Annotated in this window: 20 protein-coding genes; 6 read left to right on the top strand and 14 right to left on the bottom strand. The window is 71.0% G+C overall.

The window, feature by feature from the left end; genetic code table 11:
* Position 1: 1 nt before the first annotated feature.
* Positions 2-328, bottom strand: a complete 327-nt coding sequence (locus tag ACIBAD_RS12065; protein ID WP_030153796.1) for a hypothetical protein — start codon at positions 326-328, stop codon at positions 2-4.
* Between the two features lie 241 nt (positions 329-569).
* Between ACIBAD_RS12065 and ACIBAD_RS12060 the strand changes: the two genes are divergently transcribed.
* On the top strand, positions 570-1,589 hold the full coding sequence (locus ACIBAD_RS12060) for an LLM class flavin-dependent oxidoreductase (protein ID WP_134071097.1): 1,020 nt from the start codon (positions 570-572) through the stop codon (positions 1,587-1,589).
* 139 nt (positions 1,590-1,728) lie between these two features.
* Here the strand turns inward: ACIBAD_RS12060 and ACIBAD_RS12055 are convergent, their stop codons facing one another.
* Positions 1,729-2,121 carry an SCO5389 family protein gene (locus tag ACIBAD_RS12055; RefSeq protein WP_134071099.1) on the bottom strand — a complete coding sequence of 131 codons (393 nt, stop codon included), beginning with the start codon at positions 2,119-2,121 and terminating at the stop codon, positions 1,729-1,731.
* A 220-nt stretch (positions 2,122-2,341) separates the two neighbouring features.
* On the opposite strand from ACIBAD_RS12055, the gene nucS reads away from it, so the two are divergent.
* Positions 2,342-3,013: an endonuclease NucS gene (nucS, locus tag ACIBAD_RS12050; RefSeq protein WP_030857179.1), complete on the top strand. Its 672-nt coding sequence runs from the start codon at positions 2,342-2,344 to the stop codon at positions 3,011-3,013.
* 53 nt (positions 3,014-3,066) lie between these two features.
* Here the strand turns inward: nucS and ACIBAD_RS12045 are convergent, their stop codons facing one another.
* The 3 genes from ACIBAD_RS12045 to ACIBAD_RS12035 form a co-directional block, all read right to left on the bottom strand.
* A complete protein-coding gene (locus ACIBAD_RS12045; RefSeq protein ID WP_398906169.1) occupies positions 3,067-5,505 on the bottom strand; it encodes an ATP-binding protein in 2,439 nt (812 codons plus the stop codon).
* A 191-nt stretch (positions 5,506-5,696) separates the two neighbouring features.
* On the bottom strand, positions 5,697-6,020 hold the full coding sequence (locus ACIBAD_RS12040) for an STAS domain-containing protein (protein ID WP_030386930.1): 324 nt from the start codon (positions 6,018-6,020) through the stop codon (positions 5,697-5,699).
* A 172-nt stretch (positions 6,021-6,192) separates the two neighbouring features.
* Complete coding sequence (locus ACIBAD_RS12035; RefSeq protein ID WP_134071105.1) at positions 6,193-7,041, bottom strand: 3-hydroxyacyl-CoA dehydrogenase family protein; 849 nt, start codon at positions 7,039-7,041, stop codon at positions 6,193-6,195.
* 234 nt (positions 7,042-7,275) lie between these two features.
* On the opposite strand from ACIBAD_RS12035, the gene ACIBAD_RS12030 reads away from it, so the two are divergent.
* The gene (locus ACIBAD_RS12030) at positions 7,276-7,848 is read left to right on the top strand and encodes a cob(I)yrinic acid a,c-diamide adenosyltransferase (protein ID WP_134071107.1); all 573 of its coding nucleotides are present in this window, start codon (positions 7,276-7,278) and stop codon (positions 7,846-7,848) included.
* Here ACIBAD_RS12030 and ACIBAD_RS12025 read toward each other — a convergent pair.
* Positions 7,845-8,408 (bottom strand): hypothetical protein, encoded by a 564-nt coding sequence (locus tag ACIBAD_RS12025; RefSeq protein ID WP_398906166.1) that lies wholly within the window; start codon positions 8,406-8,408, stop codon positions 7,845-7,847. The genes ACIBAD_RS12030 and ACIBAD_RS12025 overlap by 4 nt on opposite strands.
* Positions 8,409-8,586: 178 nt before the next feature.
* On the opposite strand from ACIBAD_RS12025, the gene ACIBAD_RS12020 reads away from it, so the two are divergent.
* The 3 genes from ACIBAD_RS12020 (at position 8,587) to ACIBAD_RS12010 (ending at position 12,470) form a co-directional block, all read left to right on the top strand.
* The gene (locus tag ACIBAD_RS12020) at positions 8,587-9,795 is read left to right on the top strand and encodes a sensor histidine kinase (protein ID WP_398906164.1); all 1,209 of its coding nucleotides are present in this window, start codon (positions 8,587-8,589) and stop codon (positions 9,793-9,795) included.
* On the top strand, positions 9,792-10,445 hold the full coding sequence (locus ACIBAD_RS12015) for a response regulator (RefSeq protein ID WP_398906162.1): 654 nt from the start codon (positions 9,792-9,794) through the stop codon (positions 10,443-10,445). The genes ACIBAD_RS12020 and ACIBAD_RS12015 overlap by 4 nt, the downstream gene beginning before the upstream one ends.
* A gap of 201 nt (positions 10,446-10,646) precedes the next feature.
* Positions 10,647-12,470: a glycoside hydrolase family 18 chitinase gene (locus ACIBAD_RS12010; protein WP_134074393.1), complete on the top strand. Its 1,824-nt coding sequence runs from the start codon at positions 10,647-10,649 to the stop codon at positions 12,468-12,470.
* Positions 12,471-12,538: 68 nt separating this feature from the next.
* Here ACIBAD_RS12010 and ACIBAD_RS12005 read toward each other — a convergent pair whose 3' ends face one another.
* The 8 genes from ACIBAD_RS12005 to ACIBAD_RS11970 form a co-directional block, all read right to left on the bottom strand.
* Positions 12,539-12,985, bottom strand: a complete 447-nt coding sequence (locus ACIBAD_RS12005) for a DUF2550 domain-containing protein (protein WP_030153784.1) — start codon at positions 12,983-12,985, stop codon at positions 12,539-12,541.
* A 128-nt stretch (positions 12,986-13,113) separates the two neighbouring features.
* Positions 13,114-13,488, bottom strand: a complete 375-nt coding sequence (locus ACIBAD_RS12000) for a F0F1 ATP synthase subunit epsilon (RefSeq protein WP_134071113.1) — start codon at positions 13,486-13,488, stop codon at positions 13,114-13,116.
* Positions 13,489-13,652: 164 nt separating this feature from the next.
* Positions 13,653-15,095 (bottom strand): F0F1 ATP synthase subunit beta, encoded by a 1,443-nt coding sequence (gene atpD / locus ACIBAD_RS11995; RefSeq protein WP_134071115.1) that lies wholly within the window; start codon positions 15,093-15,095, stop codon positions 13,653-13,655.
* Positions 15,095-16,012, bottom strand: a complete 918-nt coding sequence (locus ACIBAD_RS11990) for a F0F1 ATP synthase subunit gamma (protein WP_134071117.1) — start codon at positions 16,010-16,012, stop codon at positions 15,095-15,097. The genes atpD and ACIBAD_RS11990 overlap by 1 nt, the downstream gene beginning before the upstream one ends.
* Positions 16,013-16,032: 20 nt before the next feature.
* On the bottom strand, positions 16,033-17,628 hold the full coding sequence (atpA, locus tag ACIBAD_RS11985) for a F0F1 ATP synthase subunit alpha (protein WP_134071119.1): 1,596 nt from the start codon (positions 17,626-17,628) through the stop codon (positions 16,033-16,035).
* Between the two features lie 129 nt (positions 17,629-17,757).
* The gene (locus tag ACIBAD_RS11980) at positions 17,758-18,573 is read right to left on the bottom strand and encodes a F0F1 ATP synthase subunit delta (RefSeq protein WP_134071121.1); all 816 of its coding nucleotides are present in this window, start codon (positions 18,571-18,573) and stop codon (positions 17,758-17,760) included.
* Positions 18,570-19,109 carry a F0F1 ATP synthase subunit B gene (locus ACIBAD_RS11975; RefSeq protein ID WP_030295274.1) on the bottom strand — a complete coding sequence of 180 codons (540 nt, stop codon included), beginning with the start codon at positions 19,107-19,109 and terminating at the stop codon, positions 18,570-18,572. The genes ACIBAD_RS11980 and ACIBAD_RS11975 overlap by 4 nt, the downstream gene beginning before the upstream one ends.
* A gap of 41 nt (positions 19,110-19,150) precedes the next feature.
* Positions 19,151-19,387: an ATP synthase subunit C gene (locus tag ACIBAD_RS11970; protein WP_030153776.1), complete on the bottom strand. Its 237-nt coding sequence runs from the start codon at positions 19,385-19,387 to the stop codon at positions 19,151-19,153.
* Positions 19,388-19,419 lie beyond the last annotated feature (32 nt).

The raw sequence follows: 19,419 nt of genomic DNA, 5'->3' as shown, positions 1-19,419 counted from the left end.
GTCAGTACTTGGGAGCGTTCCTGGACCGCTGCACCCTTGAGGTGCGGCGGTCCTTCGCGTTCCAGCACGCCTTGTGCCAGTGCCGGCGGTCGTCCACGCCGCCGTACTCCGGCCAGGCGACCAGGTGCGGGGTGCCCGAGGGGATCTCCTGGTCGCAGCCCGGGCAGCGGTAGCGCTTGCCCGCCGCGCTCGCGCCCGCGACGTGCCGGACCTTCCACTCCTCGCCCTGGTACTCCTCCGTGCGCTCCAGCCCGAAGCGGTCGAGGCCGGTGTGGGGGCGTTCTTCCGGAGTCTCGCCGCCCCTGGGGCGGTTGTGGCGCGGTGACACGTATACCTCACGTATGGGCGGACCGAAGTGACTTTCTCCCAGACTACGCGCAGCGAGGCCGGGTACCCGCAGGGTGGCTGACAGAGGTCGGCCGACGGCGACGCGCTCGCAGTCGGCCAGCCTGACTATCCCAATAACTTTCGTGTCAGGCCGTGCCTTTGGCACGTGTCAGACGTTGTTGCCATCAGATGAACCGGTCCACCTGGGGGAGGCCGCGTCAGCCACGAGGAGGGTGAAGGCGATGCGCGTAGGAGCGTTTGTACTGGCGGCCCAGTTCCCGGGCCAGGGGCAGGGGGAGGCGCTGCACCGGGCAGTGCGGACCGCGGAGGTGGCCGAGGAGGCGGGGCTCGACTCGGTGTGGCTCGCCGAACACCACTTCGTCCCGTACGGGGTCTGCCCGTCGGCGGTGACCCTGGCGGCGCTGCTGCTGGGGCGGACGCGGAGGCTGCGGGTGGGCACGGCGGTCAGCGTGCTGCCGAACACGCACCCGGTGGCCCTCGGGGAGCAGGCGGCGCTGCTGCACCTGACCTCGGGCGGCCGGTTCACGCTGGGGGTGGGCCGGGGCGGGCCCTGGGTGGACCTGGAGGTCTTCGGCGGCGGCCTCGACGCCTACGAGAAGGAGTTCCCGGAGGCCCTGGACCTGCTGCGGCGCTGGCTGGCCGAGCCGCGGGTGGCGGCCGCCGGCGAGCGGTACGGGTTCCGCGAAGTGGCCGTCGTACCGCGTCCCTCGGAGGCGCTGGACGGGGACGGATCAGGGCCGGAAGTGATCGTCGCGTGCACCTCCCCGGCGTCGGTGCGGCTGGCCGCGGAGCGGGGGCTGCCGATGCTGCTGGGCATGCACTGCGGGGACGAGGACAAGGCGGAGATGGTCGCGCTGTACCGGCGTACGGCCGCGGCGGCGGGCCACGACCCGCACGCCCCGCACGTGTCGGCGGGCGTGTGCCAGCTGGCGGACCGTACGGCGGACGCCCGCGAGGCGCTGCTGAAGGCGATGCCGGGCTGGTTGAAGCTGGGGCTGGACGCGCACGTGACGGTGGACGGCCGGGTGCGCGCGATGCGGGACCCCGTCGCTTACACCGAGCTGCTGTGCGACCTGCACCCCGTGGGCACGCCGCGGGTGGCGGCGAACCGGCTGGCGGCCACCTCGGAGCGGACGGGCATCACGCGGTTCGCGCTGCTGGCGGAGGGCTCCGGGGATCTCGCCGCGACGGAGGAGAACGTACGGCGCCTCGGCGCCGAGGTCCTGCCCCGTCTCGGCTGAGGCTGCCGCCCCGGTATCAATGGCACCTCCCCCGACACGGAGCGGCAGCGAAGTACGGTCGTGCGTATCCCGTGCCTGTCATTGCACGTCAGGCATGTCATGCAGGTCATGCGGATCACGGGTCATACGGGTCGTACGGTCAGCAGTCCCGGAGCTCGGGCGACTGGTTGAGCAGCTGGCCGCGGATCGAAGTGAACTTGGCGAGCCGGTCGTCCGACGAGGGATCCAGCGGGAACACGGCCAGCCGGTGGCAGTTCTGGAACGCCAGGCGCACCCCGAAGTGCCGCTGCAGCGCACCACGTATCGCGTCACTCGCGAGGGCGCGCAGCAGCTGTCCACGCGCCTGCTCGTCGGGCGGCGGCGTCTGGTTGTCGGCGAACTCTCCGCCGTCCACCTTCAGCTGTGCCACCAGCGAGCTGATCATCTCCCATGCGTAGGGCAGGGAGGTCCGGACGCAGTCGACGAAGGCGGCTTCGTCGACCTCGCCTCGCTCGGCCTGTTCGAGTAGGGCCGGTGAGACGTCGAGCGACATGGGTTCTCCTCTCGCGACCCCGGCCGTTTGGGTTGCCGGAGTCTTACGGGCAGGGAAGAAGGCCGCGACGCAGAGTGCACGCTCCGCCACCTCCCGCTCACCACGGTAGGCGCCCCGTGGGTGGCGCACCAGGAGAATGCGCATACAACGCGCCATCCGCGAACGGGGCTTTCGGGGGCGAATCGCGTGGAGGCCCGTCGGTCGAGTAGCGTTGCCGACCATGCGTCTCGTCATTGCCCGCTGCTCCGTCGACTACGCGGGCCGGCTCACCGCCCATCTGCCCTCGGCACCCCGTCTGATCCTCGTGAAGGCCGACGGCAGTGTCTCGATCCACGCGGACGACCGGGCGTACAAACCGCTCAACTGGATGTCGCCCCCCTGCACCCTCAAGGAGGGGAGCGGGGACGAGGCCGGCGTCTGGACCGTCGTCAACAAGGCGGGCGAGAAGCTCATCATCACCATGGAGGAAGTCCTCCACGACTCCTCCCATGAGCTGGGCATCGACCCGGGCCTGATCAAGGACGGTGTGGAAGCACACCTCCAGGAGCTCCTGGCGGACCGCATCGAAACGCTCGGCGACGGCTACACGCTGATCCGGCGCGAGTACATGACGGCGATCGGGCCCGTGGACATCCTGTGCCGGGACGCCTCCGGCGCCACGGTGGCGGTGGAGATCAAGCGGCGCGGCGAGATCGACGGCGTCGAGCAGCTGACCCGCTACCTGGAACTCCTGAACCGGGACCCGCACCTGGCGCCGGTGCGCGGCGTCTTCGCGGCCCAGGAGATCAAGCCCCAGGCCCGCGTTCTGGCCACGGACCGCGGCATGGACTGCGTGGTCCTGGACTACAACGCCCTCCGCGGCATCGAGGACGACAAGCTCCGCCTGTTCTGACGGCCGGGCGTGCCCGCCCGGGTCCGGACGCGACCGGGCCCGCCCGGTGCGGCTTACGCCGTCGCCGACGGGCTGGCCGGTGTGGCCGTCGCGGTGGGCGTCGGAGTCGGGGCCGGGGGCGTGGGCTCGGTCGTGGGCGGCGTCGTCGAAGGGTTCGGCGACGGGGGCTTCGGTCCCGTCGGAGACGGCTTCTGCGACGGCGGCGGCGAGACCGGCTTGCGCGACGGGGGGCGCGGCGGCTGGTTCGGGTCCGGGGTGAGGGCCGACTCCGGGGAACCCGGATCCGGGGCTTCGGAGGCCGGAGTTCCCGGGTCCGATGCAGAATCGTTCCCGCTCGTGCCCGGCACCCCCGGCACGGTTGCCCCGGGCGTCGGCGTCGACGACACCGCCGGGCCGTCCCCGCCCGCCGGGGTCTGCGGGTCTTCGTCCGAGCCCGCCATCGCGAGGGCCATCACCGTGCCCAGGGCCACCACCGTCAGCGCTCCCGCCGCCGCCAGCAGCGCCGGCTTGCGGCGCGGCTGCTTGCGCGGCGCCGGCACGGGCGCGACCGGCGGCGCCGGCTTCGGGGTGGGGGGGAAGGCCTCCTCGAACACCTCCGTGAGGGTCGTCGGGGCCTCCGAGCGGCCGCTCATCACCGGCACGACGGATGGCACAGGCGCCGCAGGCGCCCCAAGCGCCGCCTGCACCCCCTGTGGCGCTGTGGGCGCGGCCGCCGGCAGCGCTGCCGTCACGGCCTCCGCAGCCCCCGTGGCCCCTTCGGCACCCGCAGGCGCCGGCGGCTCCAGCCGCAGCGGCGGCGACACCTCCACCCCCGCCTTCTCACGGTCGGCGACCAGCGCGAGCGCCCGCCGCCCCGCCACCGTGCCCCGCTTGTCGGCGAGCGCGCCCTTCAGGCCTATGGAGGCCTCCAGTTCGGCCCGGGCCCGGTCCAGGCGCCCCTCGCACAGCGCGAGTACGCCGAGCTCGTGGTGGAAGTACGCCTGCTCCGCGACCTCTCCCGCCTTCCGCGCGGCCTCGGCCCCCGAGCGCAGCACCCGCTCCCACGCCTCCCAGTGGCGCGAGGCCGCGAACGCCGGGGCCGCGGTGCGGGCCAGCAGTACGGCGGCCACCACGTCCGCGCCGGCCAGCGCCGCCAGCACCGCGTCGGCCTCCGCCGCGACCCGCTCCGGGGTCACCGAGGCGTGGCCGGTCCACCAGGCGTAGTGGCGGGCGGCCGTACGGGCCTCCTCCGCCGCGCTGTCCCCGTACCCGGCCTCCTCCAGCTGCCGTGCGACCCCGGCGGCCAGCCGGTAGCGGGTGCCGACCGGGGTGAGCAGTCCGCAGCCCAGCAGTTCCGCGACCGCCGCGTCGGCGTGGGTGTCCCCCACGAGCGCCGGCAGGTGGGCGTGGTGCGGGAGCTCCCCGCCCAGCGCGCACGCGATCCGCAGCGCCGCCCGCGCCGACTCGCTGACCCGGGAGGCCAGCAGCTCGGCGGGGGCCGCGCCCTCGGCGAGCGTCGGGAGCGGCACGAACGCGGCGTCGCGCGGCCGCTCCTCGAAGACCCCGGGCTCCTCGTCCTCGTCCCCCGCCGAGGAGAGGTTCCGCTCGTCGCGCTGGCGCAGCAGCGCCGCCGCCTGGACGAAGCGCAGCGGCAGTCCCTCGGACGCGAACCGCAGGTCGCCCGCCCAGGCGGTCTCCTCCTCGGTCAGCGCCCGGCCTATGCCCGCTTCCAGCAGCTGTACGCAGTCGGCCCGGCCGAGCCCGGCGAGGAAGACCTCTTCCAGGTGCGAGTCGTCGGAGGGGGCGCGGGTGTCGGGGGTGGCGGCCAGCAGATAGGCGCACTCGGGGGTGGCGCGCAGCAGCTCGTCGAGGGGGGCGCCGCCCATCTCCAGGTCGTCGAGGAGCACGATGGCGCCGATGTCCCGTACGCGGGCGAGGAGTTGGGTCCGTTCGGGCCGCTCCTGCGAGGCCTCGTACACGGCGTCGTACAGCGCGTGCAGCAGCTCGCCGGGCTGCTGGTGCCCGTACCCGCTGAGCCGTACGACGCCGTCGGGCGCCAGGCGCGCGCAGTCGGCGGCGACCGCGTCGAGCAGGGCGCTGCGCCCGGAGCCGGCGGGCCCGGTGAGCCGTACGGAGCGGCCGCGTCCCAGCAGCCGTACGAGGCGCTCGCGCTCCTCCTCGCGGGCGAGGAGCGGCGGGGCCGGGGCGGCGGGGCCGGGCAGGAGGGGCGGGCGGGCGGCGGCGTCCCGGGCGGCGCGGCCGGCGGCGTCTCGCTTGGCGGGGGCGCTGCCGCCGGTGCCGGGCCGGCGCGGTTCGATCTCGCTGCCGTCGACGGGGTTCACGGTGAGCGTGAAGTCCCCGGCGGTGAGGGTGACGACGCGCGCGACGGCGGGGCCGGCGGAGGCCGGTGCGGGGGCCGCGGAAGCCGCCGCCGACGTCGCGGGCGCCCCTGGAGGCACGGGTGCCGTCGCGGGCTGCTCCACCGGTTCGGGCTGCCCCTGCGTGCGGTCCATGACCTAGTCCCCCGATCGCGCTCTGCGCCGTCGCCGTCGTGTCGTACCGTCCGGCCTTCGCACATTCCGCTGTCGCTACGGGTCCGGTTTCCGCCCGAACCCTAGACGGTGCCCGGTCGTGCACGGAACCGCAGGGGTGCCATCACCACCGGACCGTTACGTTTCCGCAGGAAGGGTGGAGGGCGGCCGCGTCAGACCCTCGGGAGGGATTCCGCTTCCAGCCCGCCCTCGATCGCGAGGATGCGGTGCAGCCGGGTGGCGACGAGGAGGCGCTGCATCTGCGGCGGGACCCCGCGCAGGACGAGGCGGCGGCCGGTCCGGCCGGCCCGCCGGTGGGCTCCCATGATCACGCCGAGCCCGGTCGCGTCCCAGGAGTCGAGCCCGGTGAGGTCCAGCACGAGGTCGCCTTGGCCGTCGTCGAGGGCGGTGTGGAGGGCTGTTCGGGCGTCCGCCGCGCTGCGCACGTCGAGGCGGCCCCCGACAGCGAGTTCGGCGTGGTCGCCCCTGATGTGCATATGTGCTCCCGGCAGTCCTGGGTACGGGTACGTAGGGATCCGACTGGTCCGCGGTCGGCAACTCTCACTGCATCTGACTGTCGTTCGGGCAGCGAGGTTGCCGACTGTGAGCGAACCGATACCTAATTCACCCGTGCGGGTGCGGATATTCGAACTGGCGCTCAGTGGCGCTTCAGTGCTTGTAGAAGCCCTGACCGCTCTTGCGGCCGATGTCGCCGGCGTCCACCATGCGGCGCATGAGCTCCGGCGGCGCGAACTTCTCGTCCTGGGACTCGGTGTAGATGTTGCTGGTGGCGTGCAGCAGGATGTCGACGCCGGTGAGGTCGGCGGTGGCGAGCGGCCCCATGGCGTGGCCGAATCCCAGCTTGCACGCGATGTCGATGTCCTCGGCGGAGGCCACGCCCGATTCGTACAGCTTCGCGGCTTCGACGACCAGGGCGGAGATCAGACGGGTCGTCACGAAGCCGGCGACGTCGCGGTTGACGACGATGCAGGTCTTGCCGACGGACTCGGCGAACGCGCGGGTGGTCGCGAGGGTCTCGTCGCTCGTCTTGTAGCCGCGGACGAGCTCGCAGAGCTGCATCATCGGGACGGGCGAGAAGAAGTGCGCGCCGACGACGCGCTCCGGACGCTCCGTCACGGCCGCGATCTTGGTGATCGGGATGGCGGAGGTGTTGGACGCGAGGATCGCGTCGTCGCGCACGAGCTTGTCGAGCGCGCGGAAGATCTCGTGCTTGACTTCGAGCTTCTCGAAGACGGCCTCGACGACGATGTCGGCGTCGGCGACCGCGTCGAGGTCGGTGGTGGTCTTGATGCGGGCGAGCGCGGCCTCGGCGTCCTCGGCCGTCATCCTGCCCTTCGAGACGAACTTGTCGTACGAGGCCTTGATGCCGTCGGTGCCGCGGGTCAGCGCGGCGTCGGTGACATCACGCAGTACGACGTCCCACCCCGCCTGAGCGGAGACCTGAGCGATTCCGGAACCCATCAGTCCGGCACCGATGACGGCGAGCTTCCCAGCCACTGCACACCCCACGTTCTTCCATACGGCCCAGTCTCGTAGCCTCTCCGGCGGAGACTAGCGCCAGCGGGGGTTCGTGTGACCGCGAAGTAACACGCGTCACGTCTCAACTGACGGACATCACACCGATCCGGCCCAGCATCCCCCCGGCCGCAGCCAGTTCACCCGGACGCGGCGGAGCGGCGCGGCCGAGAGGTCCGCGTGCGACATTCCGGCGCCGCTCACTAGGCTGGCCGCATGGTGAACCTCACGCGCATCTACACCCGCACCGGCGACAAGGGCACGACCGCTCTCGGCGACATGAGCCGGACGGCCAAGACCGACCTCCGGATCTCCGCCTACGCCGACGCCAATGAGGCCAACGCGGCCATCGGCACGGCGATCGCCCTCGGCGCGCTGCCGGAGGATGTCGTGAAGGTCCTGGTACGGGTGCAGAACGACCTGTTCGACGTCGGCGCCGACCTCTGCACTCCGGTCGTCGAGAACCCCGAGTACCCGCCGCTGCGCGTCGAGCAGTTCTACGTCGACAAGCTCGAAGCCGACTGCGACGCCTTCAACGAACAGCTGGAGAAGCTGCGCAGCTTCATCCTCCCCGGCGGCACCCCCGGCGCGGCCCTGCTGCACCAGGCCTGCACCGTGGTCCGCCGCGCCGAGCGCTCCACCTGGGCGGCCCTGGAGGTGCACGGCGAGGTGATGAACCCGCTGACCGCCACCTACCTCAACCGCCTCTCCGACCTCCTCTTCATCCTGGCCCGTACGGCCAACAAGGAGGTCGGCGACGTCCTCTGGGTGCCCGGCGGCGAGCGCTAGGGAGGTGTCCCTTCCTCCCGCGGCCCGTCCGCGGGAGGCCTGCGCGGCCAGAACGTGTACGCGGCGGCGATCACGGCCTGGATGCCGAGCACGCGCAGGGCGGCGTACTGCCAGCTCAGCAGGCTCCCGGTGTCGGCCGCGCCGCCCACGTACCAGATCGCGCCCTGGAGCAGCCCGAGCGCGACGGCCGCCGCGACCAGCGTGCGGGCCCACAGCTTCCACTCGTGGACGGCCCTGGCCCTGCCGTACTTCGGGCCGGGCGGCTTCGGCCCCCCGGCGAGGCGGTACGCCGCGTGCCGGTCGAGCCACTTCACCGTGTAGTGGCCGTATCCGACGGTGTAGCCGATGTACAGCGCGGCCAGGCCGTGCGTCCAGCTCGGCTCGCCCCCGTTCTTGAGGTCCACGGCGGTGGCCGCCAGCAGGACCAGCTCCAGCAGCGGCTCGCACAGCAGGACCGCCGCCCCCAGCCTCGGCATCTTCGCGAGGTAGCGCAGCGCCAGTCCGCCGGCCAGCAGCACCCAGAAGCCGACCTCGCAGGCGATGATCAGTGCGACGAGCACCGGATCCTCCCTTCCGTCGTCGCGTCGGCAACGACTGGATCCAGCCTCCCGCGCGATCCGCGCCGCTTCGTCGTCGCCGGTGACGAACCGTGACTGCATCCTTCGGTGTAGTGCCGCCCCGCCCGGCCTCCGCCCCTGCGCCGACGCCCGGCCCTCCCCCACCCTGTTGGATGGGACCGTGACCCCGACCATCGCCCCCGCGACGCCGGCCAGGACCTTCCGCCCCCACCGCGACGACGTCCTCCTCGCGGTGTGCAGCGTGCTCGCGGGCCTGCTGCTCTGGTCGCTCGGCATCTACAGCACGAACAACCGGTACTTCTTCCCCCCGTGGGCCGCACTCGTCCCGCTCCTCGTCCTCGGCCCGATGGAACTGCTGCGGCGCACCGCGCCCAACGTCACCCTGGCCGTCGGCACGATCGGCGTGGTCGCCGACCAGTTCACCGTGGGCAATCTCGGCACGGTCGTGATCTTCACGGACCTGATGTACGCGGCCGTCGTCTACGGCAAGCCCGCCATGGCCCGGCGGCTCCCGATCACCACCGGCCTGATCACCATCGCCGTCACGGTCACCTTCGTGGCCTGGCTGCGCACCCCGCAGTCACTGATGATCGGCGTGCTCACCGGTATCGTGTGCTTCGGTCCGGCCCTGACCGGCGCCACCCTGCGCAACCACCGCGAGGCCGCGGAGGCCGCCCGGCTGCGCGCCGAGCAGACCGCGCTACTGGCCGAAATGGACCGCAGCCAGGCCGTCGCCGCCGAGCGCGCCCGGATGGCCCGCGAGCTGCACGACATGGTGGCCAACCACCTCTCCGCCATCGCCATCCACTCGACGGCCGCACTGTCCATCGACTCCCCCGGGACGAGCCGCGAGGCCCTCGGGGTGATCCGGGAGAACAGCGTGCAGGGACTGGCCGAGATGCGCCGGCTGATCGGACTGCTCCGGGACGCCGGCGCCGAGCAGGAGGCGGTCGCCACTCCCTCCCTCGACGGGCTCGACGCCCTGCTGGCGCAGGCCGGCGTCAACGGCGCCGCGAGCGGTCTGGACTTCGCGCTCCTCGACGACCGGCCGTCCGGGGAGCAGCTGCCGGCGCCCGTGGAGCTGGCGGCGTACCGGATCGTCCAGGAGTCGCTGACCAACGCCCTCAAGCACGCCGCCCCGGGCACGGTGCGGGTCCGCGTGACGTGCGCGGACGGGCTGCTGACCGTACGGGTGGAGTCCCCGTACGGGGACCGGCCGGGACCCCGCGCCCCCGGCTCGGGGGCCGGGCTGGTCGGCATGCGGGAGCGAACGGAACTGCTGGGCGGGGAGTTCTCGGCGGGCCCTACGGGGTTGGTGTGGCTGGTGCGGGCGGAGTTGCCCGCGGAAGAAAAGGCGGTGACCGGATGAGCATCCGGGTTCTGGTGGCCGAGGACCAGAGGGCCGTACGTGCCGGGCTGGTGCTGATCCTGCGCAGCGCGGGCGACGTCGAGGTCGTGGGCGAGGCGGCGGACGGGGAGGAGGCGGTCCGCCTGGCGCGGGAGCTCCGCCCGGACCTCGTGCTGATGGACGTGCAGATGCCGCGGCTCGACGGGGTGTCGGCGACCCGCCAGGTGGTCGCGGAGGGGCTGGCGGACGTCCTCGTCCTCACCACCTTCGACCTGGACGAGTACGTGTTCGGCGCCCTGCGCGCGGGGGCGGCGGGCTTCCTGCTGAAGAACGCGGAAGCGGCGGAGCTGATCGGGGCGGTACGGACGGTCGCGCGGGGGGAGGGCTTGATCGCCCCGGCGGTGACCCGGCGGCTGATCGCCGAGTTCGCGGCTCCGCGCCCGGTGAAGGCCCCGGTGTCGCCGGAGACGGCCGCGGCGGTGGCCTCGCTGACGCGGCGGGAGCGGGAGGTGCTCGGCTGTCTGGGCGAGGGGCTCTCGAACGCGGAGGTCGCGCTGCGGCTGGAGATGGCGGAGGCGACGGTGAAGACGCACGTCAGCAGGTTGCTGGGGAAGCTCGAGCTGCGCAGCCGGGTCCAGGCGGCCGTGCTGGCCCAGGAGTTGGGCCTCTAGAGGCGCACCGGAGTGGAGGTCTGGACCTCTTGACGGTTGGTCCAGACCTTTCTACGCTCGCGGCAACTGTGGTGAGCGTGCCATGACAAGCGTGCTCACGGGCGGCGCAGGTCCCATCCCCAGTCGCGGTCGGCCCCACGGCCGCGACGGACCTACGGAGGAGCACCCTTGAGCACAGCAAGCTCGACACCCCCACCCCGCATGCGACTGCTGCGAAGGCTCGCCGCGACCGTGGCCGCCTTCGCCCTGCCCATCGCCGGACTCGTGGCCCTGGCCGGCCCCGCCGAGGCCGCCGCCTCCGCGACGGCCACGTACACGAAGGTCTCCGACTGGGGCACCGGCTTCGAGGGCAAGTGGACGGTGAAGAACACCGGCACCACCACCCTCACCAGCTGGACCGTGGAGTGGGACTACCCCTCCGGTACGACGGTCACCTCCGCCTGGGACGCCACCGTCACCAGCTCCGGAACCCACTGGACCGGCAAGAACGTGGGCTGGAACGGCACCCTCGCCCCCGGCGCCACGATCAGCTTCGGCTTCAACGGCGCCGGCTCCGGCGCCCCCAGCGGCTGCAAGGTCAACGGCGGCTCCTGTGACGGCGGCTCGACCCCCACCGACAGCCCGCCGTCGGCCCCCGGCACCCCCACGGCGAGCGGGGTCACCGACACCTCGCTGACCATCGGCTGGGCCGCGGCCACCGACGACAAGGGCGTCAAGAACTACGACGTCTACCGCGGCGCCGCCAAGGTCGCGACCGTCACCGGTACGAGCTACGGCGACTCCGGCCTGACCAAGGGCACGACGTACACGTACAGCGTCGTCGCCCGCGACACCGCCGACCAGACGGGCCCGGCCTCCGGCTCCGTCTCGGTCACCACGACCGGCGGCGGCACCACTCCCCCGGACCCGGGCGGCAAGGTCAAGCTCGGCTACTTCACCGAATGGGGCGTCTACGGGCGCAACTACCACGTGAAGAACCTGGTCACCTCGGGCTCCGCCGCGAAGATCACCCACGTCAACTACGCGTTCGGCAACGTCCAAGGGGGCAAGTGCACCATCGGTGACGCCTACGCCGACTACGACAAGGCCTACACCGCCGACCAGAGCGTCGACGGCGTCGCCGACACCTGGGACCAGCCGCTGCGCGGCAACTTCAACCAGCTGCGCAAGCTCAAGGCGAAGTACCCGAACATCAAGGTGCTGTGGTCCTTCGGCGGCTGGACCTGGTCCGGCGGCTTCGGCCAGGCCGCGGCCAACCCGGCCGCCTTCGCCGACTCCTGCTACAGCCTGGTCGAGGACCCGCGCTGGGCGGACGTCTTCGACGGCATCGACATCGACTGGGAGTACCCGAACGCCTGCGGCCTGTCCTGCGACACCAGCGGCGCGGCCTCCCTGAAGAACGTCCTGTCCGCGCTGCGCACCAGGTTCGGCGGCAGCAGCCTGGTGACCGCCGCGATCTCCGCCGACGGCTCCAACGGCGGCAAGCTCGACCTCGCGGACTACGCGGGCGCCTCCCAGTACGTCGACTTCTACAACGTCATGACGTACGACTTCTTCGGCGCGTGGGACGCCAAGGGCCCGACCGCCCCGCACTCCCCGCTCACCTCGTACGCCGGCATCCCCATCGCCGGCTTCAACTCCGAGGCCGCCATCACCAAGCTCAAGGGCAAGGGCATCGCCGGCTCGAAGCTCAACCTCGGCATCGGCTTCTACGGCCGCGGCTGGACCGGCGTCACCCAGGACGCCCCCGGCGGGAGTGCCACCGGGCCCGCCCCGGGCACGTACGAGCAGGGCATCGAGGACTACAAGGTGCTCAAGGGCAGCTGCCCCGCGACCGGCACCGTCGCCGGCACGGCCTACGCCAAGTGCGGCAGCAACTGGTGGAGCTACGACACCCCCGCCACCATCGCCGGGAAGATGAACTGGACCAAGCAGCAGGGCCTCAGGGGTGCCTTCTTCTGGGAGTTCAGCGGCGACACGGCCAACGGCGAGCTGGCCAACGCGATCCACACCGGTCTCCAGTAGAACGGACGAAGCCGGGGAGACGGGTCCGCCCCCGTCTCCCCGGCTTCTTCGCATCCGGACCACGCGTCCTACGCGACGTTCACCCTCTGGCCGGGGGGCGCCGCCTCCAGCCAGGCCAGGAACCCCGTCAGCGCGTCCTCGCTCATCGCCAGCTCCAGGCGGGTCCCGCGGTGCAGACAGCCGAGCACGACGGCGTCGGACAGCAGCGCGAGCTCCTCCTCGCCCTCGGGGGCGCGGCGGGCGACCACCTCGATGGAGGAGCGCTCCAGCAGCCGGCGGGGCCGCGGCGAGTACGAGAAGACGCGGAACCACTCGATGCGGTCACCGCTGTAGCGGGCGACCCCGTACACCCAGCCCTTGCCGGAGATGTCGGGTTCCTCGGACACGCCCCAGCGCAGACTGCAGTCGAACGTGCCGCCGGAACGCTGGATCAGCCTGCGGCGCAGCCCGAAGACAAACAGCCCGATCACCACCAGGGCTACGACCAGGCCGCTCACAAGCAGAGCGAGGAGCATCTTCACCGACCTCCTCGCTCATCGAATACCTCAAACGAAAAACGACCTGCATCGCCTCAGCCGCGACCCGGTCTGGAAAATTCCAGACCGGACCGCGGCTGAGGTCTCAAACCTGTTCGGTACGGGGCTCAGTGCCCCGTGACCGCGCGCAGCCGGACATCGGCGCGACGCTCGGCGGCCGCATCGGCCTCCGACTTCGCGCGCTCCAGTGCCCGCTCCGCCCGCTGGACGTCAATCTCGTCAGCGAGCTCGGCGATCTCGGCCAGCAGGGACAGCTTGTTGTCCGCGAACGAGATGAAACCGCCGTGCACCGCGGCGACGACAGTGCTGCCCTCGCTGGTACGGATGGTCACCGGGCCCGATTCCAGCACACCGAGAAGCGGCTGGTGACCGGGCATGACGCCGATGTCGCCGGACGTGGTGCGGGCGACAACAAGGGTGGCCTCGCCGGACCAGACATTGCGGTCCGCCGCGACCAGCTCGACGTGCAGCTCAGCAGCCAAGGTGGCTCCTCGGGTCACCACCCGGCGGGTCAGCCGGGTGTTGGGTCAAATTCTAATGGGCGTGGGGAGAGGGACGGGACACACCCGCCCCTCTCCGTCAGGACACCTGCCGGCAAGGCCGGGGCGCCTGCGAACCGGGAGCGCTCCGCGAGGAGCGCGCCGGATCAGGAGACGCCCAGCTCCTTGGCGTTGGCCTTCAGGTCCTCGATGCCACCGCACATGAAGAACGCCTGCTCGGGGAAGTGGTCGTAGTCACCGTCGCAGATCGCGTTGAACGCGGTGATCGACTCGTCGAGCGGAACGTCCGAACCGTCCACGCCGGTGAACTGCTTGGCGACGTGGGTGTTCTGCGACAGGAAGCGCTCGACGCGACGGGCACGGTGGACGACGAGCTTGTCCTCCTCGCCCAGCTCGTCGATACCGAGGATCGCGATGATGTCCTGGAGGTCCTTGTACTTCTGCAGGATCCCCTTGACACGCATGGCGGCCGCGTAGTGGTCCGCCGCGATGTACCGCGGGTCGAGGATGCGGGACGTCGAGTCCAGCGGGTCCACGGCCGGGTAGATGCCCTTCTCGGAGATCGGACGGGAGAGAACCGTCGTCGCGTCGAGGTGGGCGAACGTGGTGGCCGGCGCCGGGTCGGTCAGGTCGTCCGCGGGGACGTAGATCGCCTGCATCGAGGTGATCGAGTGACCGCGCGTCGAGGTGATGCGCTCCTGCAGCAGACCCATCTCGTCAGCCAGGTTCGGCTGGTAACCCACGGCGGACGGCATGCGGCCCAGAAGGGTCGACACCTCCGAACCGGCCTGGGTGTAACGGAAGATGTTGTCGATGAAGAAGAGCACGTCCTGCTTCTGCACATCGCGGAAGTACTCCGCCATGGTCAGACCGGCGAGCGCGACGCGAAGACGGGTGCCCGGGGGCTCGTCCATCTGGCCGAAGACGAGGGCCGTCTTGTCGATGACGCCCGAGTCGCCCATTTCCTCGATGAGGTCGTTGCCCTCACGGGTACGCTCACCGACGCCCGCGAAGACCGACACACCGTCGTGGTTGTTGGCGACGCGGTAGATCATTTCCTGGATCAGAACGGTCTTGCCGACACCGGCACCACCGAACAGACCGATCTTTCCACCCTTGACGTACGGGGTGAGAAGGTCGATGACCTTGACGCCGGTCTCGAACATCTCTGTCTTCGACTCGAGCTCGTCGAAGGAGGGCGCCTTGCGGTGGATGGGCCAGCGCTCGGTGACCTCGGCGTTCGCCTCGGGGTAGTTGAGCACCTCGCCCAGGGTGTTGAACACCTTGCCCTTGGTGAAGTCACCGACGGGGACGGTGATGCCCTCGCCCGTGTCGGTCACCGCGGCCTGGCGGACCAGACCGTCGGTGGGCTGCATGGAGATGGTGCGGACCATGCCGTCACCCAGGTGCTGGGCGACTTCCAGGGTCAGCGTCTTGAGCGCGCCGTCCTCGGCCGGGTCAGCGACCTGGACCTTCAGCGCGTTGTAGATGTCGGGCATCGCGTCGACGGGGAACTCCACGTCGACGACCGGGCCGATGACCCGGGCGACGCGGCCCGTGGCGGCGGCCGTCTCAACAGAGGTCGTCATTACTTGTCACTCCCCGCGGTCGCGTCGGCCATGGCGCTGGCGCCACCGACGATCTCGCTGATTTCCTGGGTGATTTCGGCCTGGCGGGCCGCGTTGGCAAGCCGGGAGAGGCTCTTGATGAGGTCTCCGGCGTTGTCGGTCGCCGACTTCATCGCGCGGCGGCGGGCGGCGTGCTCGGAAGCGGCCGACTGCAGCAGTGCGTTGTAGATACGGCTCTCGACGTAGCGCGGCAGCAGGGCGTCGAGGACGTCCTCCGCCGACGGCTCGAACTCGAACAGCGGAAGGATCTCGCCCTTCGCACCGTCCTCTTCCGGAGCCTGGTCGAGGCTGAGCGGCAGCATCCGGCCGTCCACCGCGTTCTGCGTCATCATCGACACGAATTCCGTGTAGACGATGTGCAGCTCGTCGACGCCGCCCTCGGCCGTGTCCAGCTGGATGGCCTCGATCAGCGGCGCCGCGACGCGCTTGGCGTCGGCGTAGGCCGGGCTGTCGGTGAAGCCGGTCCACGAGTCCGTGACCTTGCGCTCACGGAAGCCGTAGTAGGCGACACCCTTGCGGCCGACGATGTAGCTGTCGACCTCCTTGCCCTCAGCGCGCAGCCGCTCGGTGAGCCGGTCCGCCTGCTTGATGGCGTTCGAGGAGTAGCCGCCGGCCAGACCGCGGTCGCTCGTGATGAGCACGATCGCGGCGCGGGTCGGCGCCTCGACCTCGGTGGTCAGGGCGTGCTTGGTGTTCGAACCGGTCGCCACCGCGGTCACCGCACGGGTGAGCTCGGTCGCGTACGGCATCGACGCCGCCACCTTGCGCTGCGCCTTGACGATGCGCGAGGCGGCGATCATCTCCATCGCCTTGGTGATCTTCTTGGTCGCCGTGATGGCACGGATGCGACGCTTGTAGACCCGGAGCTGCGCTCCCATGAGTCAGGTCCCTTCCGTCGTCACTTAGAGACGTTGACGGCCGGCGCGTCCTCGCCCAGAAGCTTGCCGTCCGAGGTCTCGAACTGCCGCTTGAATCCGGCGATGGCGTCCGCGATGGAGGACAGGGTGTCGTCCGACATCTTGCCGCCGTCGGCGATGGAGGTGAGGAGGTCCTTGCGCTCGCGGCGCAGGTGCTCCAGCAGCTCCGACTCGAAGCGGCGGATGTCCTCGACCGGGACGTCGTCCATCTTGCCGGTGGTGCCGGCCCAGACGGAGACGACCTGCTCCTCGACGGGCATGGGCTGGTACTGGCCCTGCTTCAGCAGCTCGACCATGCGCTTGCCGCGCTCCAGCGAAGCCTTCGACGCGGCGTCCAGGTCGGAACCGAAGGCGGCGAACGCCTCCAGCTCGCGGTACTGGGCGAGGTCCACGCGCAGACGGCCGGAAACCTGCTTCATGGCCTTGTGCTGCGCGGAGCCACCGACGCGGGAGACCGAGATACCGACGTTCAGCGCCGGGCGCTGGCCCGCGTTGAACAGGTCGGACTCCAGGAAGCACTGGCCGTCGGTGATGGAGATGACGTTGGTCGGGATGAACGCCGACACGTCGTTCGCCTTGGTCTCGACGATCGGCAGACCGGTCATCGAACCGGCGCCCATCTCGTCGGAGAGCTTGGCGCAGCGCTCCAGCAGACGCGAGTGCAGGTAGAAGACGTCACCCGGGTAGGCCTCACGGCCCGGCGGGCGGCGCAGCAGCAGCGACACGGCGCGGTAGGCGTCGGCCTGCTTCGACAGGTCGTCGAAGATGATCAGGACGTGCTTGCCGGCGTACATCCAGTGCTGGCCGATGGCGGAACCGGTGTACGGCGCCAGGTACTTGAAGCCGGCCGGGTCGGACGCCGGGGCGGCGACGATCGTCGTGTACTCGAGCGCGCCGGCCTCTTCCAGGGCGCCGCGAACGGACGCGATGGTCGAGCCCTTCTGGCCGATGGCGACGTAGATGCAGCGGACCTGCTTGTTCACGTCGCCCGAGCGCCAGTTGTCGCGCTGGTTGATGATCGTGTCGACGGCCAGAGCGGTCTTGCCGGTCTGACGGTCACCAATGATCAGCTGACGCTGGCCACGGCCGATCGGCACCATCGCGTCGACGGCCTTGTAGCCGGTCTGCATGGGCTCGTGCACCGACTTACGGACCATGACGCCCGGGGCCTGCAGCTCGAGGGCGCGGCGGCCTTCGGTCGCGATCTCGCCGAGGCCGTCGATCGGGTTGCCGAGCGGGTCGACAACGCGGCCGAGGTAGCCCTCGCCGACACCTACGGAGAGAACCTCACCGGTGCGCTGCACCGGCTGGCCCTCCTCGATACCGCTGAACTCGCCGAGGACGATCGCACCGATCTCGCGCTCCTCGAGGTTGAGGGCGAGACCGAGGGTGCCGTCCTCGAACTTCAGCAGCTCGTTCGCCATGGCGGAGGGCAGGCCCTCCACCTTCGCGATGCCGTCGCCGGCAACGCTGACCGTTCCGACCTCCTCGCGCGAGGCCGCGTCCGGCTGGTACGACTGGACAAAGTTCTCCAGTGCGTCCCGGATCTCCTCCGGCCGGATCGTGAGCTCCGCCATCTGGGTTCCCTGCTCTCCTTGTTGGGCCTGAAGCTTCTTAGGGGTCTGGGGGCGACCCCCAGGAATCTTCTGCAAGTTCTGCACGGCCCAACCGGGCCGCTAGGAATGCTTTGTTCTATTGGTGGCTGGTCAGCCGGCCATGCGGCGGGACGCCTCGGCGAGGCGGTCCGCGATGGTGCCGTCGATGACCTCGTCGCCGACCCGCACCGAGATCCCGCCGAGGACCGCGGGGTCCACGTCGAGGTTCAGGTGCATCTGGCGGCCGTACAGCTTGGCCAGTACCGCGCCGAGACGCTGCCTCTGCACGTCGCTGAGCGGAACCGCGCTGGTCACGGTGGCGACCATGCGGTCACGGCGCTCGGCGGCGAGCTTGGACAGGGATTCGAGTCCCGCTTCCAGGCTACGTCCACGCGGGTGCGTGACGAGACGCGTGACGAGACGCTCGGTGACGGCGTTCGCCTTGCCGCCGAGCAGGCTGTGCAGCAGCGTGCTCTTCGCGGAGGCGGTGGCCGCCCGGTCGGTCAGCGCGGAGCGCAGCCCGGTGTTCGAGGCGACGATCCGGCCGAAGCGGAACAGCTCGTCCTCGACGTTGTCGAGCGCGCCGGCCTGCTGGGCCGCCGTGAGGTCGGCGGTGGCCGCCAGCTCCTCCAGCGAGTCCACCAGGTCGCGGGACTGCGACCAGCGGGACCGGGTCATGCCCGACACCAGGTCGAGGGTCTCCCCGCCGACCTGGGAGCCCAGCAGCCGGCGTACCAGCTCGGCCTTGGCCTCGCCGGACTGCGCCGGGTCCGTGATGACCCGACGCAGCGAGACCTCACGGTCGAGCAGCGCGGTGACGGCTGCCAGCTCGCCGGCGAGCTTCGTCGCGTCGACGGACGTGTTGTCCGTCAGCGCGTCGAGGCGCTCGCGCGCGGAGGCCAGCGCCTCGCGGCTCGCTCCGTTCATCGGGCCGCCTCGGCCTTCTCCTCAAGCTCGCTGAGGAAGCGGTCGATCGTGCGGCTCTGCCGGGCGGCGTCCTCGAGGGACTCGCCGACGAGCTTGCCGGCCAGGTCGGTGGCGAGCTTGCCCACGTCCTGGCGCAGCGCCTGAGAGGCGGCCTTGCGGTCGGCCGCGATCTGGGCGTGGCCGGCAGCGATGATCTCCTCACGCTGCCGCTGGCCCTCTGCGCGCAGTTCTTCCTTGAGCGCAGTGCCCTGCTCCAGCGCTTCCTGGCGCAGGCGCGCGGCCTCGTGCCGGGCTTCGGCGAGCTGGGCCTTGTACTGCTCCAGCACGCTCTGGGCCTCGGTCTGAGCGGCCTCAGCCTTCTCGATACCGCCCTCGATCTGCTCGCGACGCTCGTCCAGAACCTTGTTGATGTTCGGGAGGAGCTTCTTCGCGAGGAAACCGAAGACGATGACGAAGGCGATCAGACCGATGACGAGCTCGGGGATCGGCGGGACGAGCGGGTTTTCCGTCTCGGCCGCGAGAACCAGGAGGTTCACATCAGTGCCTTTCGTCTAATCGGACTAGTGGTCGCGGTTCGTCAGCTGTAGACGAACGGCATGACCAGACCGATGAGGGCGAGCGCCTCACAGAAGGCGAAGCCGAGGATCTGGTTGGCGCGGATCAGACCGGCAGCCTCGGGCTGACGGGCGAGAGCCTGCGTGCCGTTACCGAAGATGATGCCGACGCCGACACCCGGGCCGATGGCCGCGAGACCGTAACCAACGGAGCTGAGGGAGCCGGTGACGCCATCGGCGGCAGCGAGGATCTGGGACATGCCAGTTCTTCCTTCTCTTTCACGGACCGGTG

It is taken from the genome of Streptomyces sp. NPDC051109 (assembly GCF_044455885.1).
Lineage (GTDB): Bacteria > Actinomycetota > Actinomycetes > Streptomycetales > Streptomycetaceae > Streptomyces.
Note: the sequence above shows the minus strand (reverse complement) of the source record. Positions and strands in the feature narration are given on the sequence as shown.

Coding starts and splice junctions, on each gene's coding strand:
- ACIBAD_RS12060 (WP_134071097.1), top strand. CDS start 570: ATGCGCGTAGGAGCGTTTGTACTGGCGGCCCAGTTCCCGGGCCAGGGG.
- ACIBAD_RS12055 (WP_134071099.1), bottom strand. CDS start 2,121: ATGTCGCTCGACGTCTCACCGGCCCTACTCGAACAGGCCGAGCGAGGC.
- nucS (WP_030857179.1), top strand. CDS start 2,342: ATGCGTCTCGTCATTGCCCGCTGCTCCGTCGACTACGCGGGCCGGCTC.
- ACIBAD_RS12045 (WP_398906169.1), bottom strand. CDS start 5,505: ATGGACCGCACGCAGGGGCAGCCCGAACCGGTGGAGCAGCCCGCGACG.
- ACIBAD_RS12040 (WP_030386930.1), bottom strand. CDS start 6,020: ATGCACATCAGGGGCGACCACGCCGAACTCGCTGTCGGGGGCCGCCTC.
- ACIBAD_RS12030 (WP_134071107.1), top strand. CDS start 7,276: ATGGTGAACCTCACGCGCATCTACACCCGCACCGGCGACAAGGGCACG.
- ACIBAD_RS12015 (WP_398906162.1), top strand. CDS start 9,792: ATGAGCATCCGGGTTCTGGTGGCCGAGGACCAGAGGGCCGTACGTGCC.
- ACIBAD_RS12010 (WP_134074393.1), top strand. CDS start 10,647: ATGCGACTGCTGCGAAGGCTCGCCGCGACCGTGGCCGCCTTCGCCCTG.
- ACIBAD_RS12005 (WP_030153784.1), bottom strand. CDS start 12,985: ATGCTCCTCGCTCTGCTTGTGAGCGGCCTGGTCGTAGCCCTGGTGGTG.
- atpD (WP_134071115.1), bottom strand. CDS start 15,095: ATGACGACCTCTGTTGAGACGGCCGCCGCCACGGGCCGCGTCGCCCGG.
- ACIBAD_RS11990 (WP_134071117.1), bottom strand. CDS start 16,012: ATGGGAGCGCAGCTCCGGGTCTACAAGCGTCGCATCCGTGCCATCACG.
- atpA (WP_134071119.1), bottom strand. CDS start 17,628: ATGGCGGAGCTCACGATCCGGCCGGAGGAGATCCGGGACGCACTGGAG.
- ACIBAD_RS11980 (WP_134071121.1), bottom strand. CDS start 18,573: ATGAACGGAGCGAGCCGCGAGGCGCTGGCCTCCGCGCGCGAGCGCCTC.
- ACIBAD_RS11970 (WP_030153776.1), bottom strand. CDS start 19,387: ATGTCCCAGATCCTCGCTGCCGCCGATGGCGTCACCGGCTCCCTCAGC.